Source organism: Mesorhizobium sp. AR10, assembly GCF_024746795.1.
Classification (GTDB): domain Bacteria; phylum Pseudomonadota; class Alphaproteobacteria; order Rhizobiales; family Rhizobiaceae; genus Mesorhizobium.
The window spans coordinates 2,461,971-2,479,440 of record NZ_CP080524.1 but is presented as its reverse complement, the minus strand read 5'-3'; the positions used below and the strand labels follow the sequence as shown (position 1 = coordinate 2,479,440).

General features: G+C 62.2%; 17 protein-coding genes. 16 read left to right on the top strand and 1 reads right to left on the bottom strand.

Going from position 1 to position 17,470, the window contains the following annotated elements:
• Positions 1 to 54: 54 nt before the first annotated feature.
• The 7 genes from LHFGNBLO_RS15545 (at position 55) to LHFGNBLO_RS15515 (ending at position 6,365) form a co-directional block, all read left to right on the top strand.
• Positions 55 to 876, top strand: coding sequence for a transporter substrate-binding domain-containing protein (locus LHFGNBLO_RS15545; RefSeq protein ID WP_258608741.1), 822 nt, complete (start codon positions 55 to 57; stop codon positions 874 to 876).
• 112 nt (positions 877 to 988) lie between these two features.
• The gene (locus LHFGNBLO_RS15540) at positions 989 to 2,197 is read left to right on the top strand and encodes an amidohydrolase (RefSeq protein WP_258608739.1); all 1,209 of its coding nucleotides are present in this window, start codon (positions 989 to 991) and stop codon (positions 2,195 to 2,197) included.
• A gap of 87 nt (positions 2,198 to 2,284) precedes the next feature.
• Entirely contained in the window at positions 2,285 to 3,106 is an 822-nt protein-coding gene (locus LHFGNBLO_RS15535; RefSeq protein WP_258608738.1) for a transporter substrate-binding domain-containing protein, read from the top strand.
• Between the two features lie 106 nt (positions 3,107 to 3,212).
• Complete coding sequence (locus LHFGNBLO_RS15530) at positions 3,213 to 3,875, top strand: amino acid ABC transporter permease (protein WP_258608736.1); 663 nt, start codon at positions 3,213 to 3,215, stop codon at positions 3,873 to 3,875.
• 10 nt (positions 3,876 to 3,885) lie between these two features.
• Positions 3,886 to 4,539 (top strand): amino acid ABC transporter permease, encoded by a 654-nt coding sequence (locus LHFGNBLO_RS15525; RefSeq protein ID WP_258608735.1) that lies wholly within the window; start codon positions 3,886 to 3,888, stop codon positions 4,537 to 4,539.
• Complete coding sequence (locus LHFGNBLO_RS15520; protein ID WP_258608733.1) at positions 4,536 to 5,258, top strand: amino acid ABC transporter ATP-binding protein; 723 nt, start codon at positions 4,536 to 4,538, stop codon at positions 5,256 to 5,258. The genes LHFGNBLO_RS15525 and LHFGNBLO_RS15520 overlap by 4 nt, the downstream gene beginning before the upstream one ends.
• Before the next feature lie 153 nt (positions 5,259 to 5,411).
• Entirely contained in the window at positions 5,412 to 6,365 is a 954-nt protein-coding gene (locus LHFGNBLO_RS15515; RefSeq protein ID WP_258608731.1) for an ornithine cyclodeaminase family protein, read from the top strand.
• Positions 6,366 to 6,645: 280 nt separating this feature from the next.
• Here LHFGNBLO_RS15515 and LHFGNBLO_RS15510 read toward each other — a convergent pair whose 3' ends face one another.
• Positions 6,646 to 7,596 carry a LysR family transcriptional regulator gene (locus tag LHFGNBLO_RS15510; RefSeq protein WP_258608729.1) on the bottom strand — a complete coding sequence of 317 codons (951 nt, stop codon included), beginning with the start codon at positions 7,594 to 7,596 and terminating at the stop codon, positions 6,646 to 6,648.
• A 93-nt stretch (positions 7,597 to 7,689) separates the two neighbouring features.
• Between LHFGNBLO_RS15510 and LHFGNBLO_RS15505 the strand changes: the two genes are divergently transcribed.
• From LHFGNBLO_RS15505 to LHFGNBLO_RS15465, 9 genes are all read left to right on the top strand, one after another.
• On the top strand, positions 7,690 to 8,565 hold the full coding sequence (locus LHFGNBLO_RS15505; RefSeq protein ID WP_258608727.1) for a dioxygenase: 876 nt from the start codon (positions 7,690 to 7,692) through the stop codon (positions 8,563 to 8,565).
• On the top strand, positions 8,562 to 9,620 hold the full coding sequence (locus LHFGNBLO_RS15500; protein ID WP_258608725.1) for a maleylacetate reductase: 1,059 nt from the start codon (positions 8,562 to 8,564) through the stop codon (positions 9,618 to 9,620). The genes LHFGNBLO_RS15505 and LHFGNBLO_RS15500 overlap by 4 nt, the downstream gene beginning before the upstream one ends.
• Before the next feature lie 34 nt (positions 9,621 to 9,654).
• Positions 9,655 to 10,935, top strand: a complete 1,281-nt coding sequence (locus tag LHFGNBLO_RS15495; protein ID WP_258608723.1) for an ABC transporter substrate-binding protein — start codon at positions 9,655 to 9,657, stop codon at positions 10,933 to 10,935.
• 2 nt (positions 10,936 to 10,937) lie between these two features.
• Entirely contained in the window at positions 10,938 to 11,657 is a 720-nt protein-coding gene (locus LHFGNBLO_RS15490; RefSeq protein WP_258608720.1) for an ABC transporter ATP-binding protein, read from the top strand.
• Complete coding sequence (locus LHFGNBLO_RS15485) at positions 11,657 to 12,358, top strand: ABC transporter ATP-binding protein (RefSeq protein ID WP_258608718.1); 702 nt, start codon at positions 11,657 to 11,659, stop codon at positions 12,356 to 12,358. The genes LHFGNBLO_RS15490 and LHFGNBLO_RS15485 overlap by 1 nt, the downstream gene beginning before the upstream one ends.
• Positions 12,359 to 12,596: 238 nt before the next feature.
• Positions 12,597 to 13,463, top strand: a complete 867-nt coding sequence (locus tag LHFGNBLO_RS15480; protein WP_258608716.1) for a branched-chain amino acid ABC transporter permease — start codon at positions 12,597 to 12,599, stop codon at positions 13,461 to 13,463.
• Between the two features lie 5 nt (positions 13,464 to 13,468).
• The gene (locus LHFGNBLO_RS15475) at positions 13,469 to 14,560 is read left to right on the top strand and encodes a branched-chain amino acid ABC transporter permease (RefSeq protein WP_258608715.1); all 1,092 of its coding nucleotides are present in this window, start codon (positions 13,469 to 13,471) and stop codon (positions 14,558 to 14,560) included.
• Positions 14,553 to 16,319, top strand: coding sequence for an FAD-dependent oxidoreductase (locus tag LHFGNBLO_RS15470; RefSeq protein WP_258608713.1), 1,767 nt, complete (start codon positions 14,553 to 14,555; stop codon positions 16,317 to 16,319). Before LHFGNBLO_RS15475 ends, LHFGNBLO_RS15470 begins: the two co-directional genes overlap by 8 nt.
• Before the next feature lie 8 nt (positions 16,320 to 16,327).
• The gene (locus LHFGNBLO_RS15465) at positions 16,328 to 17,212 is read left to right on the top strand and encodes an intradiol ring-cleavage dioxygenase (RefSeq protein WP_258608711.1); all 885 of its coding nucleotides are present in this window, start codon (positions 16,328 to 16,330) and stop codon (positions 17,210 to 17,212) included.
• Positions 17,213 to 17,470: the final 258 nt, after the last annotated feature.

Genomic DNA, 17,470 nt, shown 5'->3' with positions numbered 1-17,470 from the left:
ACGATATCGATACCGTGTCTAGAGCCTGCAATCAAAACAAAGAGAAAAACTGAAATGCGCATTTCTCCATTCATCTTCGCCACCGCTCTGGCATCTGGGCTCGCGACCGCGGCACATGCCGACCAGCTGGACGACATCATCTCGGCCGGTAAACTGCGGTGCGCGATCGAGCTCGATTTCCCGCCAAACGGGGCGCGCGACAAGGACAACAAGCCGATCGGCTTTGACGTCGACTACTGCAACGATCTGGCGAAGGCGCTTGGCGTGGAGGCCGAGATCGTCGACACGCCCGATCCCGATCGAATTCCCGCAATTCTTTCAGGACGCGCCGACGTGGGCATCGCGGTTGCATCCGACACACTGGAGCGGGCGAAGACGATCGGCTTCTCGATCCCCTATTTCGTGTTCAAGACCATCGTTCTGGCACGTGAGGATTCCGGCATCAAAAGCCCGACTGATATCAAGGGGCACACCGTCGGAGGACCGGCGGGCGCCTATGAGACGCTTGCTCTTGAAGAGCAAGTCAAAGGCTTCAATGACGCGAACGGCAAGATGCTTACCTTCCAGTCCCAATCCGATACGTTCCTGGCGCTGAGCCAGAAGCAGATCGATGCGACCTACACGACATCCACGATCGCGACGTCCATCATCCAGTCGGGCAAATATCCCGGCCTGAAGATTGTCGGTGACGCTCCCGTCGACGCCGACTATTGCGCGCTCCTCGTGCTGCGCCACGAGCAGGGATTGCTCAACTATGTGAACCTGTTCCTGAACCGGCAGGTTCGCTCCGGCCGCTATGCCGAACTCTACAAGAAATGGGTCGGGACAGAAGGCGGCCCCGCTCCTGATCTCTCCGTAGCAGGCGTCTATCGGTAGCAGTTCGCGCCGCCCCGGATGCAGTCTTGTGACTGCGTCCGGGATGCTTGCGACGACCTGTCTCTACTGATTTCAGCCCGCGAAACTGCAAACATGTCGAGGAGGCGTTCTGATGGTCGAGTTGTCGGCGTTGCAGCGCGAAATGATGGTGTGGAGGCGCGATCTCCACCAGCACCCGGAGTTTGGTTTCGAAGAGCAGCGCACGGCGGCATTCGTGGCTGCCAAGTTGCGTGCATTCGGCTTGGATGACGTCGTCGAAGGCGTCGGTGGCACCGGCGTTGTCGGCACGCTGAAGCGGGGCACAGGCAATCGCTCGATCGCCCTCCGGGCCGATATGGACGCGCTGCGTATCCCGGAACAGGGGAGCGTAACCTACAGGTCGACGAATCCCAGCCTCATGCACGCCTGCGGCCACGACGGACACACCTCGATGCTTCTCGGCGCCGCCAAGCTCCTGGCCGAGGAAGGTGGTTTCAATGGCACGGTCCGCTTCGTTTTTCAGCCGGCCGAGGAAACGGGGCAAGGCGCTCTCGCCATGCTTGCCGACGGCTTGATGGAACGGTTCCCATTCGAGGAAATCTACGGCATCCACAACATGCCCGGCGTCCCCGTTGGCGAATTCCGGACGCGCGGCGGTGCCATAATGTCGGCAGAGGATCTGTTCGAGATCACGTTGCGGGGAATTGGAGGCCACGCCTCCCAGCCTCATATCAGCAACGAAACGCTCGTTGCGGCCTGTGCACTCGTTACAAATCTTCAGACCATCGTGTCCCGCCGCATCAATCCGACGGACGTGTCGGTGGTGTCGGTGACTGAACTGATCACCGACGGGATATGTAACGCGCTGCCAGGGCTCTCCCGTATTCTTGGCGACGCGCGCAGCTTCAGGCCGGAGGTCAGCGCCAACATCGAAAAGCAGATGCGCATCATCGCACAAGGTATCGCGCTCGCGCACAATGTTTCAGCAGAGGTCGGATACACGCGCCGATGCCTATCGACAATCAACGATGAAGATCTCACAACTGAGGCTCTGGCTGCCGCGGCTCTCGTCTTCGGTCAAGACGCAACGATGACCGCTAACGCCCCCGCCCCGGGATCGGAGGATTTCGCTCAATTCCTCAACCATGTTCCAGGTTGCTATGCCTTCATCGGCAATGGTGAAGACTCCGCGCCACTGCACAACCCAACCTATGATTTCAACGATGCCGCCCTTATGGGCGGAGCAGGCTTTCACGTCGCAGTCACTCGGCGCCGGCTGCCAGCCGTGGAAGGCCCTAAACGAGCGGGGCGAGCCTCCATCAGTGACGCTGGAAGGATTTGACCAAATCGTAGTTTCGTATACGATATTCTAGATACGATATCAGGCACCGTGTTCAATGCCTGCAATCAAAAAAGAGAGGAACTGAAAATGCGCATTTCTCCATTCATCTTCGCCACCGCCTTGGCATCCGGGCTTGCGACAGCGGCACATGCCGACCAGTTGGACGACATCATCTCGGCCGGTAAGCTGCGGTGCGCGGTCATGCTCGATTTCCCGCCAAACGGATCGCGCGACAAGGACAACAAGCCGATCGGCTTTGACGTCGACTACTGCAACGACCTGGCGAAGGCGCTTGGCGTTGAGGCCGAGATCGTCGATACGCCCGGTCCAGAGAAAATTATCTCTGTTCTTTCAGGACGGGCCGACGTCGGCGTCGCCATTACGTCCGACACGCTCGAGCGCGCAAAGACGGTCGGCTTCTCGATCCCCTATTTCGTATTCAAGACCATCGTTCTGGCGCGGGAAGATTCCGGCATCGAAAGCCCGGCTGATATCAAAGGTCACACCGTCGGCGGGCCGGTGGGCGGCTATGAGACGCTTGCTCTTGAAGAGCAAGTCAAAGGCTTTGGTGACGCCAACACCAAGATACTGACCTTCCAATCTCAAGCCGACACGTTCCTGGCGTTGAGCCAGAAGCAGATCGATGCGACCTACACGACATCGACGATTGCGACAGACATCATAAAGTCGGGCAAATATCCGGGCCTGAAGATCGTCGGTGACGCTCCGGTGGACCCCGATTATTGCGCGCTCCTCGTGAAGCGCGAAGAGCAGGGACTGCTCAACTATGTGAACCTGTTCCTGAACCGGCAGGTTCGCTCCGGACGCTATGCCGAGCTCTACAAGAAATGGGTCGGGACCGAAGGCGGTCCGGCTCCTGATCTCTCCGTAGCAGGCGTCTATCGATAACAAGTTCGGACCGTCCCGGACGCCGTGTTTCGATTGCGTCCGGGATGCTCGAAGACCTGTCTTTGCTGGCCGAAGAACAGCATCCATCGCATGAAGGGGTCCTCGCATGGCATACACCTTCCAATGGCGCCCCGTGCTCCACTCACTGCCAGAGATGCTGTGGGGTGCGTTGGTGACACTCGAAATCGCGGCCCTGGCGATGGCAATCGGCACGGTCTTCGCTGTTCTGATGGCGCTTGCAAAAAGATCGGGCGGAAAGACGCTCGCGGCCCTGGCCGACATATGGATCGAGACCGCGCGAAACACCCCTGCCCTGTTTCAGATCTACCTGATCTATTTCGGCCTGGGATCCTTCGGGCTTCGTGTCGACTCCTATTCCGCGCTCTTGCTGGGCATTACCTTCAACAATGCCGGCTACCTTGCTGAAACCTTTCGCGGCGGATTCTCGGCTGTCCCGGAAACCCAGACACGCGCGGCACGCTCACTGGGATTGGGTCAAATTCGGACCATGTGGCACATCGTCCTGCCGCAAATGCTGCGCGCGGTGTTCCACGCCATGACAAACCAGATGGTTTGGTCGATCCTGATGACATCGCTTGGGGTGGTAGTCGGCCTGACAAGTGACTTGACCGGCGTTACGCAGCAATTGAATGTCAAGACTTACAGGACATTCGAATACTTCTTTGTCGCAGCCTGCTTGTACTACATGATATCCAAGATATTCACGATAGGCGCACGCCTGGTTGCGTCGCGCCTGTTCCGTTACTGAGGATCTGCAAATGTTTTTTGGCGCCTCATTGTCATTGAGCGACATTCTCTTTATGTTGAATGGCGCTGTCACCACGATCGCCATCACCTTGGCCTCCGTGGCCATCGGCACTGGCCTTGGCGTTTTGTTCGGCCTTGCCAGGGCCGGCTCACCATGGTGGGTCAGTTGGCCGATTGGCGGAATTCTGGACATCTTCCGGTCCATCCCGTTGCTCATCCAACTGGTGCTGTTCAATTCGTTCAACAGCATGTTTCGCCTTCATTGGCCGACCTATCTGGTGGCCTGCCTTTGCCTGGGCGTCTATGCTGCGGCGTTTTGCACCGAGATCGTCAGAAGTGGTGTAACGGCAGTCCCGACAACGACGAGGCGAGCCGCCCGATCGCTTGGTTTGACCTGGTTTCAGGAGGTCGTGGCGATCACCTTGCCGATGGCAACCAGGATCGTGTTTCCGAGTTGGATCGGTCTGGCGCTGGGGGTCATGAAGGATACAGCCCTCGTGCTCTGGATCGGCATCGTCGAGCTTCTGCGAAGTTCGCAGATTGTTACCACCAGGGTGCAGGAGCCACTGCTGATCCTGTCCATCGCTGGCCTGATCTATTTCCTGATGAGCTTCCCGATTGCGAGGCTCGGAGCACAGCTCGAGAAAAGGTGGCGGATACAATGATAAAGATAGAAAACGTACACAAACACTTCGGCGCTCTGCACGTTCTCAAGGGTGTAAGCCTGAATGTGAACAAGGGTGAAGTTCTGTCGATGATCGGTGGGTCGGGCTCCGGCAAATCGACCATGCTAATGTGCATCAACGGTCTCGAGGGCATCCAGAAGGGACGTATCAGCGTCGACGGGATCGACGTTCATGCCAAGGCGACAGATCTCAACAAGCTTCGCCGCAGGATCGGCATCGTCTTCCAGCAATGGAACGCCTTCCCACACCTCACCGTCCTCGAAAACGTGATGCTCGCTCCCAGGAAGGTGTTGGGCAAATCGAAGCAGGAAGCCGAGGCCATCGCCGTCCAACAGCTTGGCCATGTCGGGCTCAGTGAAAAGCTTAGGGCGTTTCCGTCGCGTCTCTCCGGCGGACAGCAGCAGAGAATGGCCATCGCACGCGCGCTGGCCATGTCACCCGACTACATGCTGTTCGACGAAGTGACCTCCGCACTTGATCCTCAATTGGTCGGCGAGGTTCTGGACACTTTGCGCATGCTCTCGAAAGAGGGAATGACCATGATCGTGGTGACGCACGAAATGCGCTTCGCACGGGAAGTATCAGATCGCGTCGCCTTCTTCTGCCAGGGACAAATTCATGAACTTGGCACGCCCGAGCAGATTTTCGACAACCCTCAGAAGCCGGAGACAGTCGACTTCCTGCGCTCGGTACTGTGACCGTCGGCTGCGGGACAATTGGCACAGAACCTACACGCAAACGACCGCGGCCTGCAGGTGGGCAGCCAGCATGAGGGTTTGCTGTCAGCGCCACTACCAGACCGTCGGCAAGGGCGCCCTGAAGCGATGCCGGCCGCTCTTAACGGAGAAGACATGACCATGCTCAAAGTCGCAGACGCCGAAACAACATCGCGTCACCTGGACTACGGTCGATTGATAGAGGCGCTTGAACGCGGATTTGCCCAAGGCTGCGTCGTCCCGATGCGCCACCATCACACCATCGAAAAGGACGGCCAGCCCGATGCCACTCTGCTCTTGATGCCGGCCTGGAGCAGCAACTCCGATGAGGTCAGATATCTTGGCGTGAAGCTCGTGACCGTGTTCCCCGGCAACACGGCGAAGGGCTTGGCGGGCCTCACTTCGACGTATGTGCTCTACGATGGCGACACAGGACAACACCTGGCGATGCTGGATGGCGGCGTCATCACCGCGCGGCGGACAGTGGCGACCTCAGCGCTTGCGGCGCGCTACCTTTCCCGTGAGGACTCTCGAAAACTGCTCGTCCTGGGCTCGGGCCGCGTGGCAAGTCTTATACCTGAGGCCTATCGCGCCGTTCGTCCGATTGCCGAGGTGTCCGTCTGGGACATCAATGCGGAGAGCGCAGCCCGCCTGGTTGCCGATCTGCGCGACAAGGGTTTCTCAGCATCGATCGAGAGTGACCTCGAAGCCGGAGTAAGAAATGCGGATATTGTCAGCGCGGCGACGCTTGCCACATCGCCTTTGATCCACGGCGAATGGCTCTCCTCCGGGACCCATGTTGACCTGATCGGAGGTTTCACACCAAAGATGCGCGAGGCGGATTCCGAGGCCGTGCGGCGCGCTGCCGTGTATGTGGATACCCCCGAGGCACTGCATGAGGCCGGAGATTTGAGCCAGCCGATTGCGAGCACACTTATATCCGCAAATCATATCCGTGGCACCCTTGCGGAGCTTGCAAGGGGAGCGATCAGCGGGCGGAGCAATCCGCAGCAGATCACGCTTTTCAAGGCAGTCGGCTCGGGCCTGGCAGATCTTGTCGCAGCTAAACTGGTGTTTTGCTCGCTGTGAGCCAGCGCACAATTTGGCGCCTGCTGTGCATTCCCCTTTCATTGCGACCGGCAGTTCTCAGAAGCCCACCATAAATCAATGAAATCTTGTGCCGTCTGAGTTGACCGTGACCGTTGGGGCACAGACCGTGGTGACGATGTTTCACGAGCGGATCAGCGTGCAACCTGACGAACCATCTGGCTGCAACCGCAGGCCAATCGCGTAGTTCGACACCGCTGGGCGGCGGATGACTTGGAACCTGTTAGCAAACAACGAGGTCTCGAGCGCGGCATAATGAAGCTCACATACCCCAGACCACCGCCTGCTCGTGGCGCTTGATCAGGTGCTTGAGGTTGTCGAAACTCTGGCGGATGTGGCGGGCAAAAGCATCAACGGCCGGCGCACGCGGCGTATCGGCAAGTCTGAGCAGACCGAGCGCTCGCTCGGGATGCGGAATAGCCACAGGAAGCGCAGTAATCGACTTCTCCTTGCGGAAGGTGAAGACGACGCTGTGTGGCAGCACTGTCAGCGCGTCGGTTTCCTTCATGTAGTTGATGGCGCTGGTCAGCGAGCCGCCGGAATAGCGGATTTTTATCTCTGTGGCGCCGAGCGACAGCAACAGGCTGCGCAGATCCTCCAGCAGCGGGCTGCCGGGCGGTGGCGCGATCCAGGGATAGTCGAGCAGGTCGACCGTCCTGAGCTTGCGCCGCAACAGCAATGGATGCGTGGCACGGCAGGCGACGACGTTGCGGCCGGGCAGGATCTCGCGGAACTCCATGCCCGAGCCCTCCTCCAGAATGTCGATCGGGCAGACGGCAAGGTCGATGCGGTCGGCATTGATGGCGGCGCGCAGATCGGAGAGATAGCCATAGCTCTGGTCGACACGCACATCCGGGTAGGCGTTCTGGAAATCGGCGATCATGCCGGAGATCAGCGCATCCATGAAGAACGGCGTGCCGCCGACCCGCACCACGCCCGAGCGTCCCTGGCTGAAATTGGCAACGATATCCGAGGCCTTGCGCGATGCCGCCAGCATCACCTGGCCATGATCGGCCAAGGCCCGGCCAAGCGGCGTCGGCTGCAGCGGCCGGCGTCCCCTAAGGAACAGCGGCTCGCCCAGCCGTTTCTCCAGCATCGACAAGGTGCGCGAGATGGCCGGCTGCGACAGGCCGATGAGGGCCGCGCCCTCGGTGACGCCGCCGGCCTGAACCACGGCGGCCAATTGAACCAGATGCCTTTCGTCGAGCTTCATAACGATATGGTATATTAATCCAGGCAGAAATCATCATCTTCGTGCATGGCCTGCGTTATTGTTCCCTTCGCGAGGTGAAAACCGGGGAGGACCATGTCGCAGGCCGGCCCATCATCGTTCAACGAGAGCAACTCGTCCGAATTGGTCGCCCAGCGCCTGCTCAGGGCCAAGGCCGGGCCGTTGGCGCGCTTTCTGGCGACTGTAGTCGATCATCTCCACCAGATCGTCCGGGAAACCCGACCGACCGCGGCGGACTGGCGCCAGGCCATCGCCTTCCTCACCGAGATCGGCCACGCCAGCGACGAGAAACGGCAGGAATGGGTATTACTCTCTGACCTGCTCGGCGTCACCGCGTTGGTCGAGGAGATCAACTCGCGCCGGCCCGCTGGCGCGACGCCAAACACCGGGCGTGGGCCGTTCTATCGCGCCGACGCGCCACGGCTGGCGCTCGGCTCCGACATTTCGCTCGATGGCGTCGGCGCGCCGCTGACTGTTTCCGGGCGCGTTGTCGATCTCGACGGCCAGCCGATCGCAGGCGCGACGGTCGAGACCTGGCAAGCGAATTCGCAAGGGTTCTATGAAAACCAGCAACCCGACCTGCAGCCGGAATTCAACCTGCGCGGCGTCTTCACCGCCGACAAGGACGGCCGCTTCCACTACCGCACGGTGAAGCCCGCCGGCTATAGCGTGCCGGATGACGGGCCGGTCGGGCAGTTGCTCGGCCGCATCGGCTATCCGCTGAGCCGCCCAGCGCATCTGCACTTCCTCATCCGGGCCGACAATTTCGAGACGCTGACGACGCAAGTGTTCGAGCGTGGCGACCCGCGCCTCGACGAGGACGCGCTGTTCGGCGTCAAGCCGGAACTGGTCGGCGACTTCAACCGCATCGCTGGGCAAGGCCGCGACAGCTGGTCGCTCGACTTCGGCTTCGTGATGATCATGGCGCGCAAGGGGAGCCGGGCGGCATGACGCGTTCCTTCACCTATTCCGGCAGCCCGTCGCATATCGTCTTCGGCAATGGCGCGTCCTCGGATGTTGCAAGCTGGGTCGAGAAACTCGGCTGCAAACGCGCGCTGGTGCTGTCGACGCCGCATCAGGCGGCCGACGGCGAGGCGCTGGCCAAGAGGCTCGGCGCGCTAGCGGCTGGGGTGTTTTCGGGCGCGGCCATGCACACGCCGGTCGAGGTGACCGAGGCGGCGATGGCCAAGGCGAAGGAACTTAGGGCTGACTGCGTCGTCGCGCTCGGCGGCGGCTCGACCACCGGGTTGGGAAAAGCGATCGCCTGGCGCACCGACCTGCCGCAGATCGTCATTCCGACCACCTATGCCGGCTCCGAGGTGACGCCGATCCTCGGCCAGACCGAAGATGGCGTGAAGACCACCCTGCGAGACCCAAAAATCTTGCCGGAAGTGGTGATCTACGATCCGGAGCTGACCATCGGCCTGCCCGTGGCAATGAGCGTCACCTCCGGCATCAACGCCATGGCGCATGCGGCCGAGGCGCTCTATGCGCAGGACCGCAATCCGGTATCGACGCTGATGGCGACCGAGGGGCTGCGCGCCCTGAAGGCCGCGCTTCCCGTGCTGGTGAAAGAACCGAAAAACCTCGAGGCACGCGGCGACGCACTTTACGGCGCCTGGCTCTGCGGCACGGTGCTCGGCACCGTCGGCATGGCGCTGCATCACAAGATCTGCCACACGCTGGGCGGTTCCTTCGACATGCCGCATGCCGAGACCCATGCGGTGATGTTGCCGCACACGATCGGCTTCAACGCCGTCGCCATGCCCGAATTGCTCAAGCCCCTCGCCGACATCTTCGGCAGCGCCGGTGGCGGCCTGCACGATTTCGCCAAAGCCATCGACGCGCCGCTGACCCTGAGCGAACTCGGCCTCAAGCAGGCCGATCTCGACCGCGCCGCGGGGATCGCCACCCAGAATCCATACTGGAATCCGCGGCCTTTCGACCGCGCCGCAATTCGCGCCCTGTTGCAGGACGCGTGGGAGGGAAGACGCCCGCAGGACTGAAGACAAAGCTGAAGGTAACAAGGGAGGAACAGCAGTGATCACCAGACGCGAATTCATCAGGAATACCGCCGCGACCGGCGTGCTTGCCGGCACATCGGGGCTGGCCATGCCGGCGATCGCGCAGAATGCGCCGATCAAGCTCGGCTATGTCAGCCCGCAGTCCGGCCCGCTGGCGGCCTTCGCCGAGGCCGACAAGTTCATCATCGATGGTTTCCTGACCGCCACCAAGGCGGCCGGCCTCAACTATGAGGTCGTGGTCAAGGACAGCCAGTCTAACCCTAACCGGGCGGCGGAAGTCGCCAAGGAACTGATCGTCAACGACAAGGTCAATCTGATGCTTGTCGCCTCCACACCGGAGACCACCAACCCGGTCGCCACCACGTGCGAGGCCGAAGAGGTGCCGTGCCTGTCGACGGTCGCGCCGTGGCAGCCCTGGTTCATCGGCCAGCAAAGCAATCCCGGCGACCCGGCCTCGTGGAAGCCGTTCAACTACGCCTACCATTTCTTCTGGGGGCTGGAGGACGTGATTGCCGTGTTCACCAACATGTGGGCGCAGGTCGAGACCAACAAGAAGGTCGGCGGGCTGTTCCCCAATGACGGCGACGGCAACGCCTGGGGCGACGGCACTGTCGGCTTCCCGCCGGTGTTGTCCAAGGACGGCTACGGGCTGACCGACACCGGCCGCTACCAGAACCTGACCGATGATTTCTCGGCACAGATCAATGCCTTCAAGGGCGCCTCCTGCGAGATCATCACCGGCGTGATGATCCCGCCCGACTTCACCACCTTCTGGAACCAGGCCAAGCAGCAGGGTTTTGCGCCCAAGGTCGCCTCGATCGGCAAGGCAATCCTGTTCCCGCAATCGGTCGAAGCGCTCGGCAAATCCGGCCACAATCTGTCGTCGGAAGTCTGGTGGACGCCCAACCATCCGTTCAAGTCGTCGCTGACCGGCGAAAGCTCGGCCCAGGTCGCCGAAGGCTTCACCAAGGCCACCGGGCGGCAGTGGACGCAGCCGATCGGCTTTGTCCATGCGCTGTTTGAAATTGCCGTCGACGTCATGAAGAGGGCGGGCGAGCCCGGTGACGGCGACAAGGTGGCAGCGGCGATTGCCGCGACCAAGCTCGACACGCTGGTCGGGCCGATCGCCTGGGACGGCGCCAACCTGCCGCCCTTCGCCACCAAGAACATCGCCAAGACGCCGCTGGTTGGCGGCCAGTGGCGGCTGAAGGAGGGCGGCGGCTACGATCTCGTCATCACCAACAACAAGACGGCGCCGAACATTCCGACCGGCGGCAAGATGGAAGCCATCGCCTAGCCATGCCCATCCTCGCGCTCGTCAATGTATCGAAACGCTTCGGCGCCCTCACGGTCGCCGACGCGGTTTCGTTCGAGCTTGGCGAGGGCGAGGCGTTGGGCATTATCGGTCCGAACGGCGCCGGCAAGTCGACGCTGTTCAACCTGATCACTGGCAACTTGTCGGCCGATGCCGGCGCCATCACCTTCGATGGCCGTGACGTGACAAGACTGCCGCCGATGCAGCGTTGCTTTGCCGGTGTCGGCCGCTCGTTCCAGATCCCGCAGCCCTTCGAGAAGCTGACCGTGTTCGAGAACCTGCTGGTCGCCGGCGCCTTTGGGGCGCGCAAAACGGAAGCGGAAGTCAGCGAGCGCTGCGCCGAGATCCTGGTCGAAACCGGGCTGATCGACCGCGCCAACCATCCCGCCGGCGGCTTAAGCCTCTTGCAGCGCAAGCGGCTGGAGCTCGCCCGCGCCCTGGCGACCGAACCAAGGCTGCTTCTGCTGGACGAGATCGCCGGAGGTCTGACCGAAGGCGAATGCGGCATGCTGGTCGATACGATCAGAGGCATCCACAAGGGCGGCATGTCGATCATCTGGATCGAGCACGTGCTGCATGCGCTGAACTCGGTCGTCGAGCGGCTGCTGGTTCTGAACTTCGGCAAGATCATTGGCATGGGCACGCCCGACACCGTGATGGCGTCGCGCGAGGTCCGCGAAATCTATCTCGGGATCGAAGTATAATGGCGCTGCTCGAGACCAAAAACCTCACCGCGCGCTATGGCGATTTCCAGGCGCTGTTCGGCGTCGACATCGCGCTGGCCCAGGGCGAGACCGTCGCCATCATCGGCGCCAACGGCGCCGGCAAGACGACGCTGATGCGCTCTATCTCGGGAATTTTGGCGAACCAGCCGGACGCGGTGCTGTTCGATGGCGAAAAGGTCGGCGCCCTGCCCGCCCCCGACATCGTCGCGCGCGGCATCGCCATGGTGCCGGAGGGGAGAAAACTGTTTCCCTCGCTCAGCGTCGAAGAGAACCTTTTGATCGGCCGCTATGGCCGCGCCGTTGCCGGCCACTGGAGCCTCGAAACCGTCTATGAACTGTTTCCGGTCCTGAAGGAGCGCCGCACCAATCCGGGCACGGCGCTGTCGGGCGGCCAGCAGCAGATGGCGGCGATCGGCCGCGCGCTGATGTCCAACCCGCGCGTGCTTCTGTGCGACGAGATCAGCCTTGGCCTGGCGCCGGTCGTCATCAAGGATATTTACGCCGCCTTTCCGCGCATCCGAGCGGCCGGCGCCTCGATCATCATGGTCGAGCAGGATATCGGCCAGGCGCTGAAGGTGTCGGATCGCGTCTATTGCATGATGGAAGGTCGCATCACGTTGTCGGGTGCGCCGTCGGCATTGACGCGTGAGGATATTCACGCCGCGTATTTCGGGCATTGAGGGCGGTGATGGAAAGATCGTTAAAACCGAGCCCAGCCACCCCCCTCTGGCCTGCCGGCCATCTCCCCCTCAAGGGGGGAGATTGGATGTCGCGAATGGTTTCGCCAATCTCCTACGTTGCAAGATGTGCGGCAGCGCTGAAGCTGCTGATCTCCCCCCTTGAGGGGGAGATGTCCGGCAGGACAGAGGGGGGTGGGCGGGAACTCGACCTTGCCGGTCAGCGATCGGGTCAAACCTCATGACCAGCGCGCTCGACACCCTTATCCAGGGCATCCTGCTCGGCGGCCTCTACGCACTTTTCGCGGCGGGCCTCAGCCTGGTCTTCGGCATCATGCGGCTGGTCAACCTGGCGCATGGCGATCTCATCGTGCTCGCCGCCTTCCTGATCCTGGTGCTGGTATCGGCACTCGGGCTCAATCCTTTCGTGGCGGCGCTTGTCGCGATGCCGCTGATGTTCGCCATCGGCTGGGCATTGCAGTTCTACTTGCTCAACCGCACGCTCGGCGCCGACATATTGCCACCGCTGCTGGTCACCTTCGGCCTGTCGATCGTTATCCAGAACGGCCTGCTCGAAGGCTTCTCCGCCGACAGCCGGCGCATCCCGGTCGGCGGCCTCGACTCCGCTTCGGTTGCGCTTGGGCCGATCAATGTCGGCGTCATGCCACTCTTGACCTTCGCCTCGGCGCTGGCGGTGATCGTCGGCCTCAACCAGCTGTTCTACCGCACCGCGCTCGGCCGCGCTTTTCGCGCCACCTCGGACGATCCGGTCACCGCCGGGCTGATGGGCATCCGGCCGAAAAACATCTTCGCCACCGCAACGGGGATCGCCATGGTGGTGGTGACCATCGCCGCGCTCTATCTCGGCACAAGGGCGAATTTCGATCCGACCATCGGTCCGGCGCGGCTGATCTACGCCTTCGAGGCGGTCATCATTGGCGGCCTCGGCTCGCTGTGGGGAACGCTGTTTGGCGGCATCGTCATCGGCGTCGCGCAGACTTTCGGCGCCGCGATCAACCCGGAATGGCAGATCCTGGCCGGGCACCTGGCTTTCCTGGCCGTGCTGCTGGTCAAGCCACGCGGCCTGTTTCCGCGGGCGGTGGATTGATCGCGATGACCGACGCCTCCCTCACCCGCTGGAAAGTCGAAACGCGATCGCGGTCGTCGTCCGCATTCGCCATCGTCGCCGCGTTGATCATCCTGTTCGCCTTCGCCGCTCCCGTCTTCGTCTCGCGCAGCGTGCTGCAGGACCTGTTCTTCATCCTGACCATGCTGGTGCTGGCGCAGAATTGGAACCTTCTCGCCGGCTATGCCGGGTTGGTCTCGGTCGGCCAGCAGGCCTTCGTCGGCCTTGGCGCCTACGCGATGTTCGCGTTTATCATTCTCGCCGGGCTCGACCCGCTGGTCGCGATCCTGTTCGCCGGCTTTGCAGGCGCCTTGCTCGCCATCCCGACGGCCTTCTTCCTGTTTCGCCTGCAAGGCGCCTATTTTGCCATCGGTAGCTGGGTCATCGCCGAAGTGGTGCGGCTGGCGCTGGCGCAATGGAAGGCGCTTGGCGGCGGCACCGGCACTTCGCTGCCGCGCGAGGCCATCCGCGACATGCCGGCGCTGAAACTGATCGGCGAGCTCTTCGGCGTCAAATCGTCGGGCGCCGGCGACATCCTGACTTACTGGCTGGCGCTGCTGCTCGCCATCGCCACCATCGGCCTGGTCTATCGCCTGCTGCGCTCGAAGCAGGGGCTGGGGCTCGCCGCCGTGCGAGACAACCAGGAGGCGGCGCGCTCGGTCGGCGTCGACGCGCGGCGCATGAAGACGCTGGTCTATCTCGCAGCCGGTTTCGGCACCGGCCTCGCCGGCGCGCTGATTTATGTGCAGAAGGCCCGCATCTCGCCCGACGCTGCCTTCTCCGTCGTCGACTGGACGGCCTATGTCATCTTTATCGTCGTCATCGGCGGCATTGGCACCATCGAGGGACCGATCGTCGGCGTCATCGTCTTCTACATCCTGCAGAACCTGCTTGCGGACTACGGCTCCTGGTATCTGCTGATCCTCGGGCTGATCGGCATTGCCATCATGATGTTTGCGCCGCGCGGCCTGTGGGGCCTGTTTGCAGAGCGCAGCGGCATCCAGCTTTTCCCCGTCCGCCGCCGGCTGACCGGTGGACCAGACATTTCAAGCAAAAAAAAGGGAGGGCCGCATGGCTGACATCACTACCGACGTGCTGACCATCGGCACCGGGCCGGCAGGCTCGGCCACGGCAGCGCTGCTTTCGACCTATGGCGTCGAGAACATGGTCATCAACCGCTATCGCTGGCTCGCCTCGACGCCACGCGCGCACATCACCAACCAGCGCACCATGGAGGTGCTGCGCGACCTCGGCAAGGAGGTCGAAGCCGAGGCCTACATGCATGCCACCGAACAGGATCTGATGGGCGAGAACGTGTTCTGCACCTCGCTCGCCGGCGAGGAGATCGGCCGCATGCGCAGCTGGGGCAAACATCCGCTCTCCCGCGCCGAGCATCTCTTGTCTTCACCTTCGCACATGAACGACCTGCCGCAGACCTTCATGGAGCCGCTACTGTTCAAGACCGCCTGTTCACGCGGCACCCAAGCTCGCATGTCGACCGAATACCTCTCGCATGTGCAGGACGCCGACGGCGTCGCCACCACCTGCCGCGACCGGCTGACCGGCAAGGACATCACCATCCGCTCGAAATATCTGGTCGGCGCCGACGGCGGCAATTCGCTGGTCGCCGAGCATGCCGGGCTTGGCTTCGAAGGCAAGATGGGTGTCGGCGGCTCGATGAACATCCTGTTCAAGGCCGACCTGTCCAGATACGTCGCCCACCGCCCGTCGGTGCTCTACTGGGTGGTGCAGCCGGGTGCCGATGTCGGCGGCATCGGAATGGGCCTAGTGCGCATGATCCGCCCGTGGAACGAGTGGCTGATCGTCTGGGGCTATGACATCAACCAGCCGGCGCCCAAGGTCGACGAGGCCTTCGCCAAAAAGGTGGCGCGTGATCTCGTCGGCGATCCCGATCTGGAGATCGATATCCAGTCGATGTCGACCTGGACCGTCAACAACATGTACGCCACCGAGACCTCCAAGGGCCGCGTCTTCTGCATGGGCGATGCCATCCATCGCCACCCGCCGTCGAACGGCCTGGGTTCCAACACCTCGATCCAGGATGGCTTCAACCTTGCCTGGAAGCTCGCCCATGTGTTGAAAGGCAAGGCCGGACCGAAATTGCTGGCGAGTTTCTCGCAGGAGCGCGCGCCGGTCGCCAAGCAGATCGTCACCCGCGCCAACAAGTCGATCGAGGAATTCGGCCCGATCTTCAAGGCGCTCGGCCTGCTCGATTCCATCGACCCGGTGAAGATGCAGTCGAACATGGATGCGCGCTGCGACGACACGCCGGCGGCCGAAACGCAGCGCGCCAAGATCCGCGAGGCGATCGCCTTCAAGGTCTACGAATTCGACGCGCACGGCGTCGAGATGAACCAGCGCTACAAATCGAACGCCGTCATCACCGACGGCCAGGAGGAGCCGGCCTTCGAGAAGGACGCCGAGCTGCACCACCAGCCGACGACCTGGCCGGGTGCCCGACTGCCGCATGTCTGGGTGCACTCCGACGACCCAGCCCATCGGGGCGACAAGGCATCCACGCTCGACCTGACAGGCCATGGCAAGTTCACCGTGCTGACCGGCATCGGCGGCCAGGGCTGGCTCGACGCGGCCAAGGCGGTCGGCAAGGAGTTGGGCATCGACATTGCAGGCCACCTGATCGGCCCGCGCCAACCCTGGCAGGATTTCTCCGGCGACTGGGCGCGCGCCCGCGAGGTGCGCGACAGCGGCGTGCTGCTGGTGCGCCCGGACCAGCATGTCTGTTGGCGACAGGACGCCGTGACATCGGACCCGACCGCGGATCTGCGCCGGGCACTGACGGCAATTCTGGATAGGTGAGGACGAATATGGAAGCGCACGAAAAAGGCTTCTTCACCGAGGAGAATTCAGTCGAGGTCGTCACCGGCCGCAACAAGAACGCCAGCGACGAGCGGCTGAAGAGGGTGATGGAGGTCATCACGCGAAAGCTGCATGAGGCGGTCAAGGAGATCGAACCAACGCAGGACGAATGGTTCGAGGCGATCCAGTTCCTGACCAGGACCGGCCAGCTTTGCACCGACTGGCGGCAAGAGTTCATCCTGCTTTCCGATGTTCTCGGCGTTTCCATGCTGGTCGATGCGATCAACAACCGCAAACCGACCGGCGCCTCGGAATCGACGGTGCTGGGACCGTTCCATCTCGCCGACGCGCCGGAGTTGCCGATGGGCGCCAACATCTGCCTCGACAACAAGGGCGAGGACATGTTCATCCACGGCCGCATCCTCGACACCGAAGGCAAGCCGATCGCCAATGCGGTGCTCGATGTCTGGCAGGCCAATGACGAAGGTTTCTACGACGTGCAGCAGAAGGGCATTCAGCCCGATTTCAATCTGCGCGGCGTCTTCCGCACCGGCGCTGATGGCCGCTACTGGTTCCGGGCGGTGAAGCCGAAATTCTACCCGATCCCCGACGACGGCTCGGTGGGCAAGTTGCTGCACGCCCTCGGCCGGCACCCCTATCGCCCCGCGCATCTGCACTACATCCTGAAAGCCGAGGGTTTCGAGACGCTGACCACCCATATCTTCGATCCGGACGATCCCTACATCAATTCGGACGCGGTGTTCGGAGTGAAGGAGAGTCTGCTCGCCGAGTTCAGGCGGATCGACGATCCGGCGCGCGCCAAGGGGCTAGAATTCGCTGGCCCGTTCTGGGAGGTCGAACATGATTTCGTACTCGCGACAGGCATGTCTTGATGGCCGACGGCGGCTACAGCGCCCGGTGACTGCGAGGAGACAGCCCACCCGTAAATTGGAACGGCTGGTGGTCGATCAGCACGAGCACTGACTCTTCCGGGGTGAGCAGGGCACCGAAGAACCTGTGACCTTTGCCTTCGGAGGGCATCGGCTGACCTCTGCCCCCAGACTGGAAAGTTTTGAACTAAGCCGCGTGTCTCCGACAGCAGAAGAACGCCTCTTCGATAGCGGGTCTCGCGATGTAGCGCTCTCCCGCTA

What these genes read in the sequence shown, in the direction of transcription:
- LHFGNBLO_RS15465 (WP_258608711.1), top strand. Translation starts at nt 16,328, where the DNA reads ATGGAAGCGCACGAAAAAGGCTTCTTCACCGAGGAGAATTCAGTCGAG.
- LHFGNBLO_RS15490 (WP_258608720.1), top strand. Translation starts at nt 10,938, where the DNA reads ATGCCCATCCTCGCGCTCGTCAATGTATCGAAACGCTTCGGCGCCCTC.
- LHFGNBLO_RS15525 (WP_258608735.1), top strand. Translation starts at nt 3,886, where the DNA reads ATGTTTTTTGGCGCCTCATTGTCATTGAGCGACATTCTCTTTATGTTG.
- LHFGNBLO_RS15470 (WP_258608713.1), top strand. Translation starts at nt 14,553, where the DNA reads ATGGCTGACATCACTACCGACGTGCTGACCATCGGCACCGGGCCGGCA.
- LHFGNBLO_RS15540 (WP_258608739.1), top strand. Translation starts at nt 989, where the DNA reads ATGGTCGAGTTGTCGGCGTTGCAGCGCGAAATGATGGTGTGGAGGCGC.
- LHFGNBLO_RS15500 (WP_258608725.1), top strand. Translation starts at nt 8,562, where the DNA reads ATGACGCGTTCCTTCACCTATTCCGGCAGCCCGTCGCATATCGTCTTC.
- LHFGNBLO_RS15545 (WP_258608741.1), top strand. Translation starts at nt 55, where the DNA reads ATGCGCATTTCTCCATTCATCTTCGCCACCGCTCTGGCATCTGGGCTC.
- LHFGNBLO_RS15510 (WP_258608729.1), bottom strand. Translation starts at nt 7,596, where the DNA reads ATGAAGCTCGACGAAAGGCATCTGGTTCAATTGGCCGCCGTGGTTCAG.
- LHFGNBLO_RS15515 (WP_258608731.1), top strand. Translation starts at nt 5,412, where the DNA reads ATGACCATGCTCAAAGTCGCAGACGCCGAAACAACATCGCGTCACCTG.
- LHFGNBLO_RS15535 (WP_258608738.1), top strand. Translation starts at nt 2,285, where the DNA reads ATGCGCATTTCTCCATTCATCTTCGCCACCGCCTTGGCATCCGGGCTT.
- LHFGNBLO_RS15520 (WP_258608733.1), top strand. Translation starts at nt 4,536, where the DNA reads ATGATAAAGATAGAAAACGTACACAAACACTTCGGCGCTCTGCACGTT.
- LHFGNBLO_RS15505 (WP_258608727.1), top strand. Translation starts at nt 7,690, where the DNA reads ATGTCGCAGGCCGGCCCATCATCGTTCAACGAGAGCAACTCGTCCGAA.
- LHFGNBLO_RS15475 (WP_258608715.1), top strand. Translation starts at nt 13,469, where the DNA reads ATGACCGACGCCTCCCTCACCCGCTGGAAAGTCGAAACGCGATCGCGG.
- LHFGNBLO_RS15480 (WP_258608716.1), top strand. Translation starts at nt 12,597, where the DNA reads ATGACCAGCGCGCTCGACACCCTTATCCAGGGCATCCTGCTCGGCGGC.
- LHFGNBLO_RS15485 (WP_258608718.1), top strand. Translation starts at nt 11,657, where the DNA reads ATGGCGCTGCTCGAGACCAAAAACCTCACCGCGCGCTATGGCGATTTC.
- LHFGNBLO_RS15530 (WP_258608736.1), top strand. Translation starts at nt 3,213, where the DNA reads ATGGCATACACCTTCCAATGGCGCCCCGTGCTCCACTCACTGCCAGAG.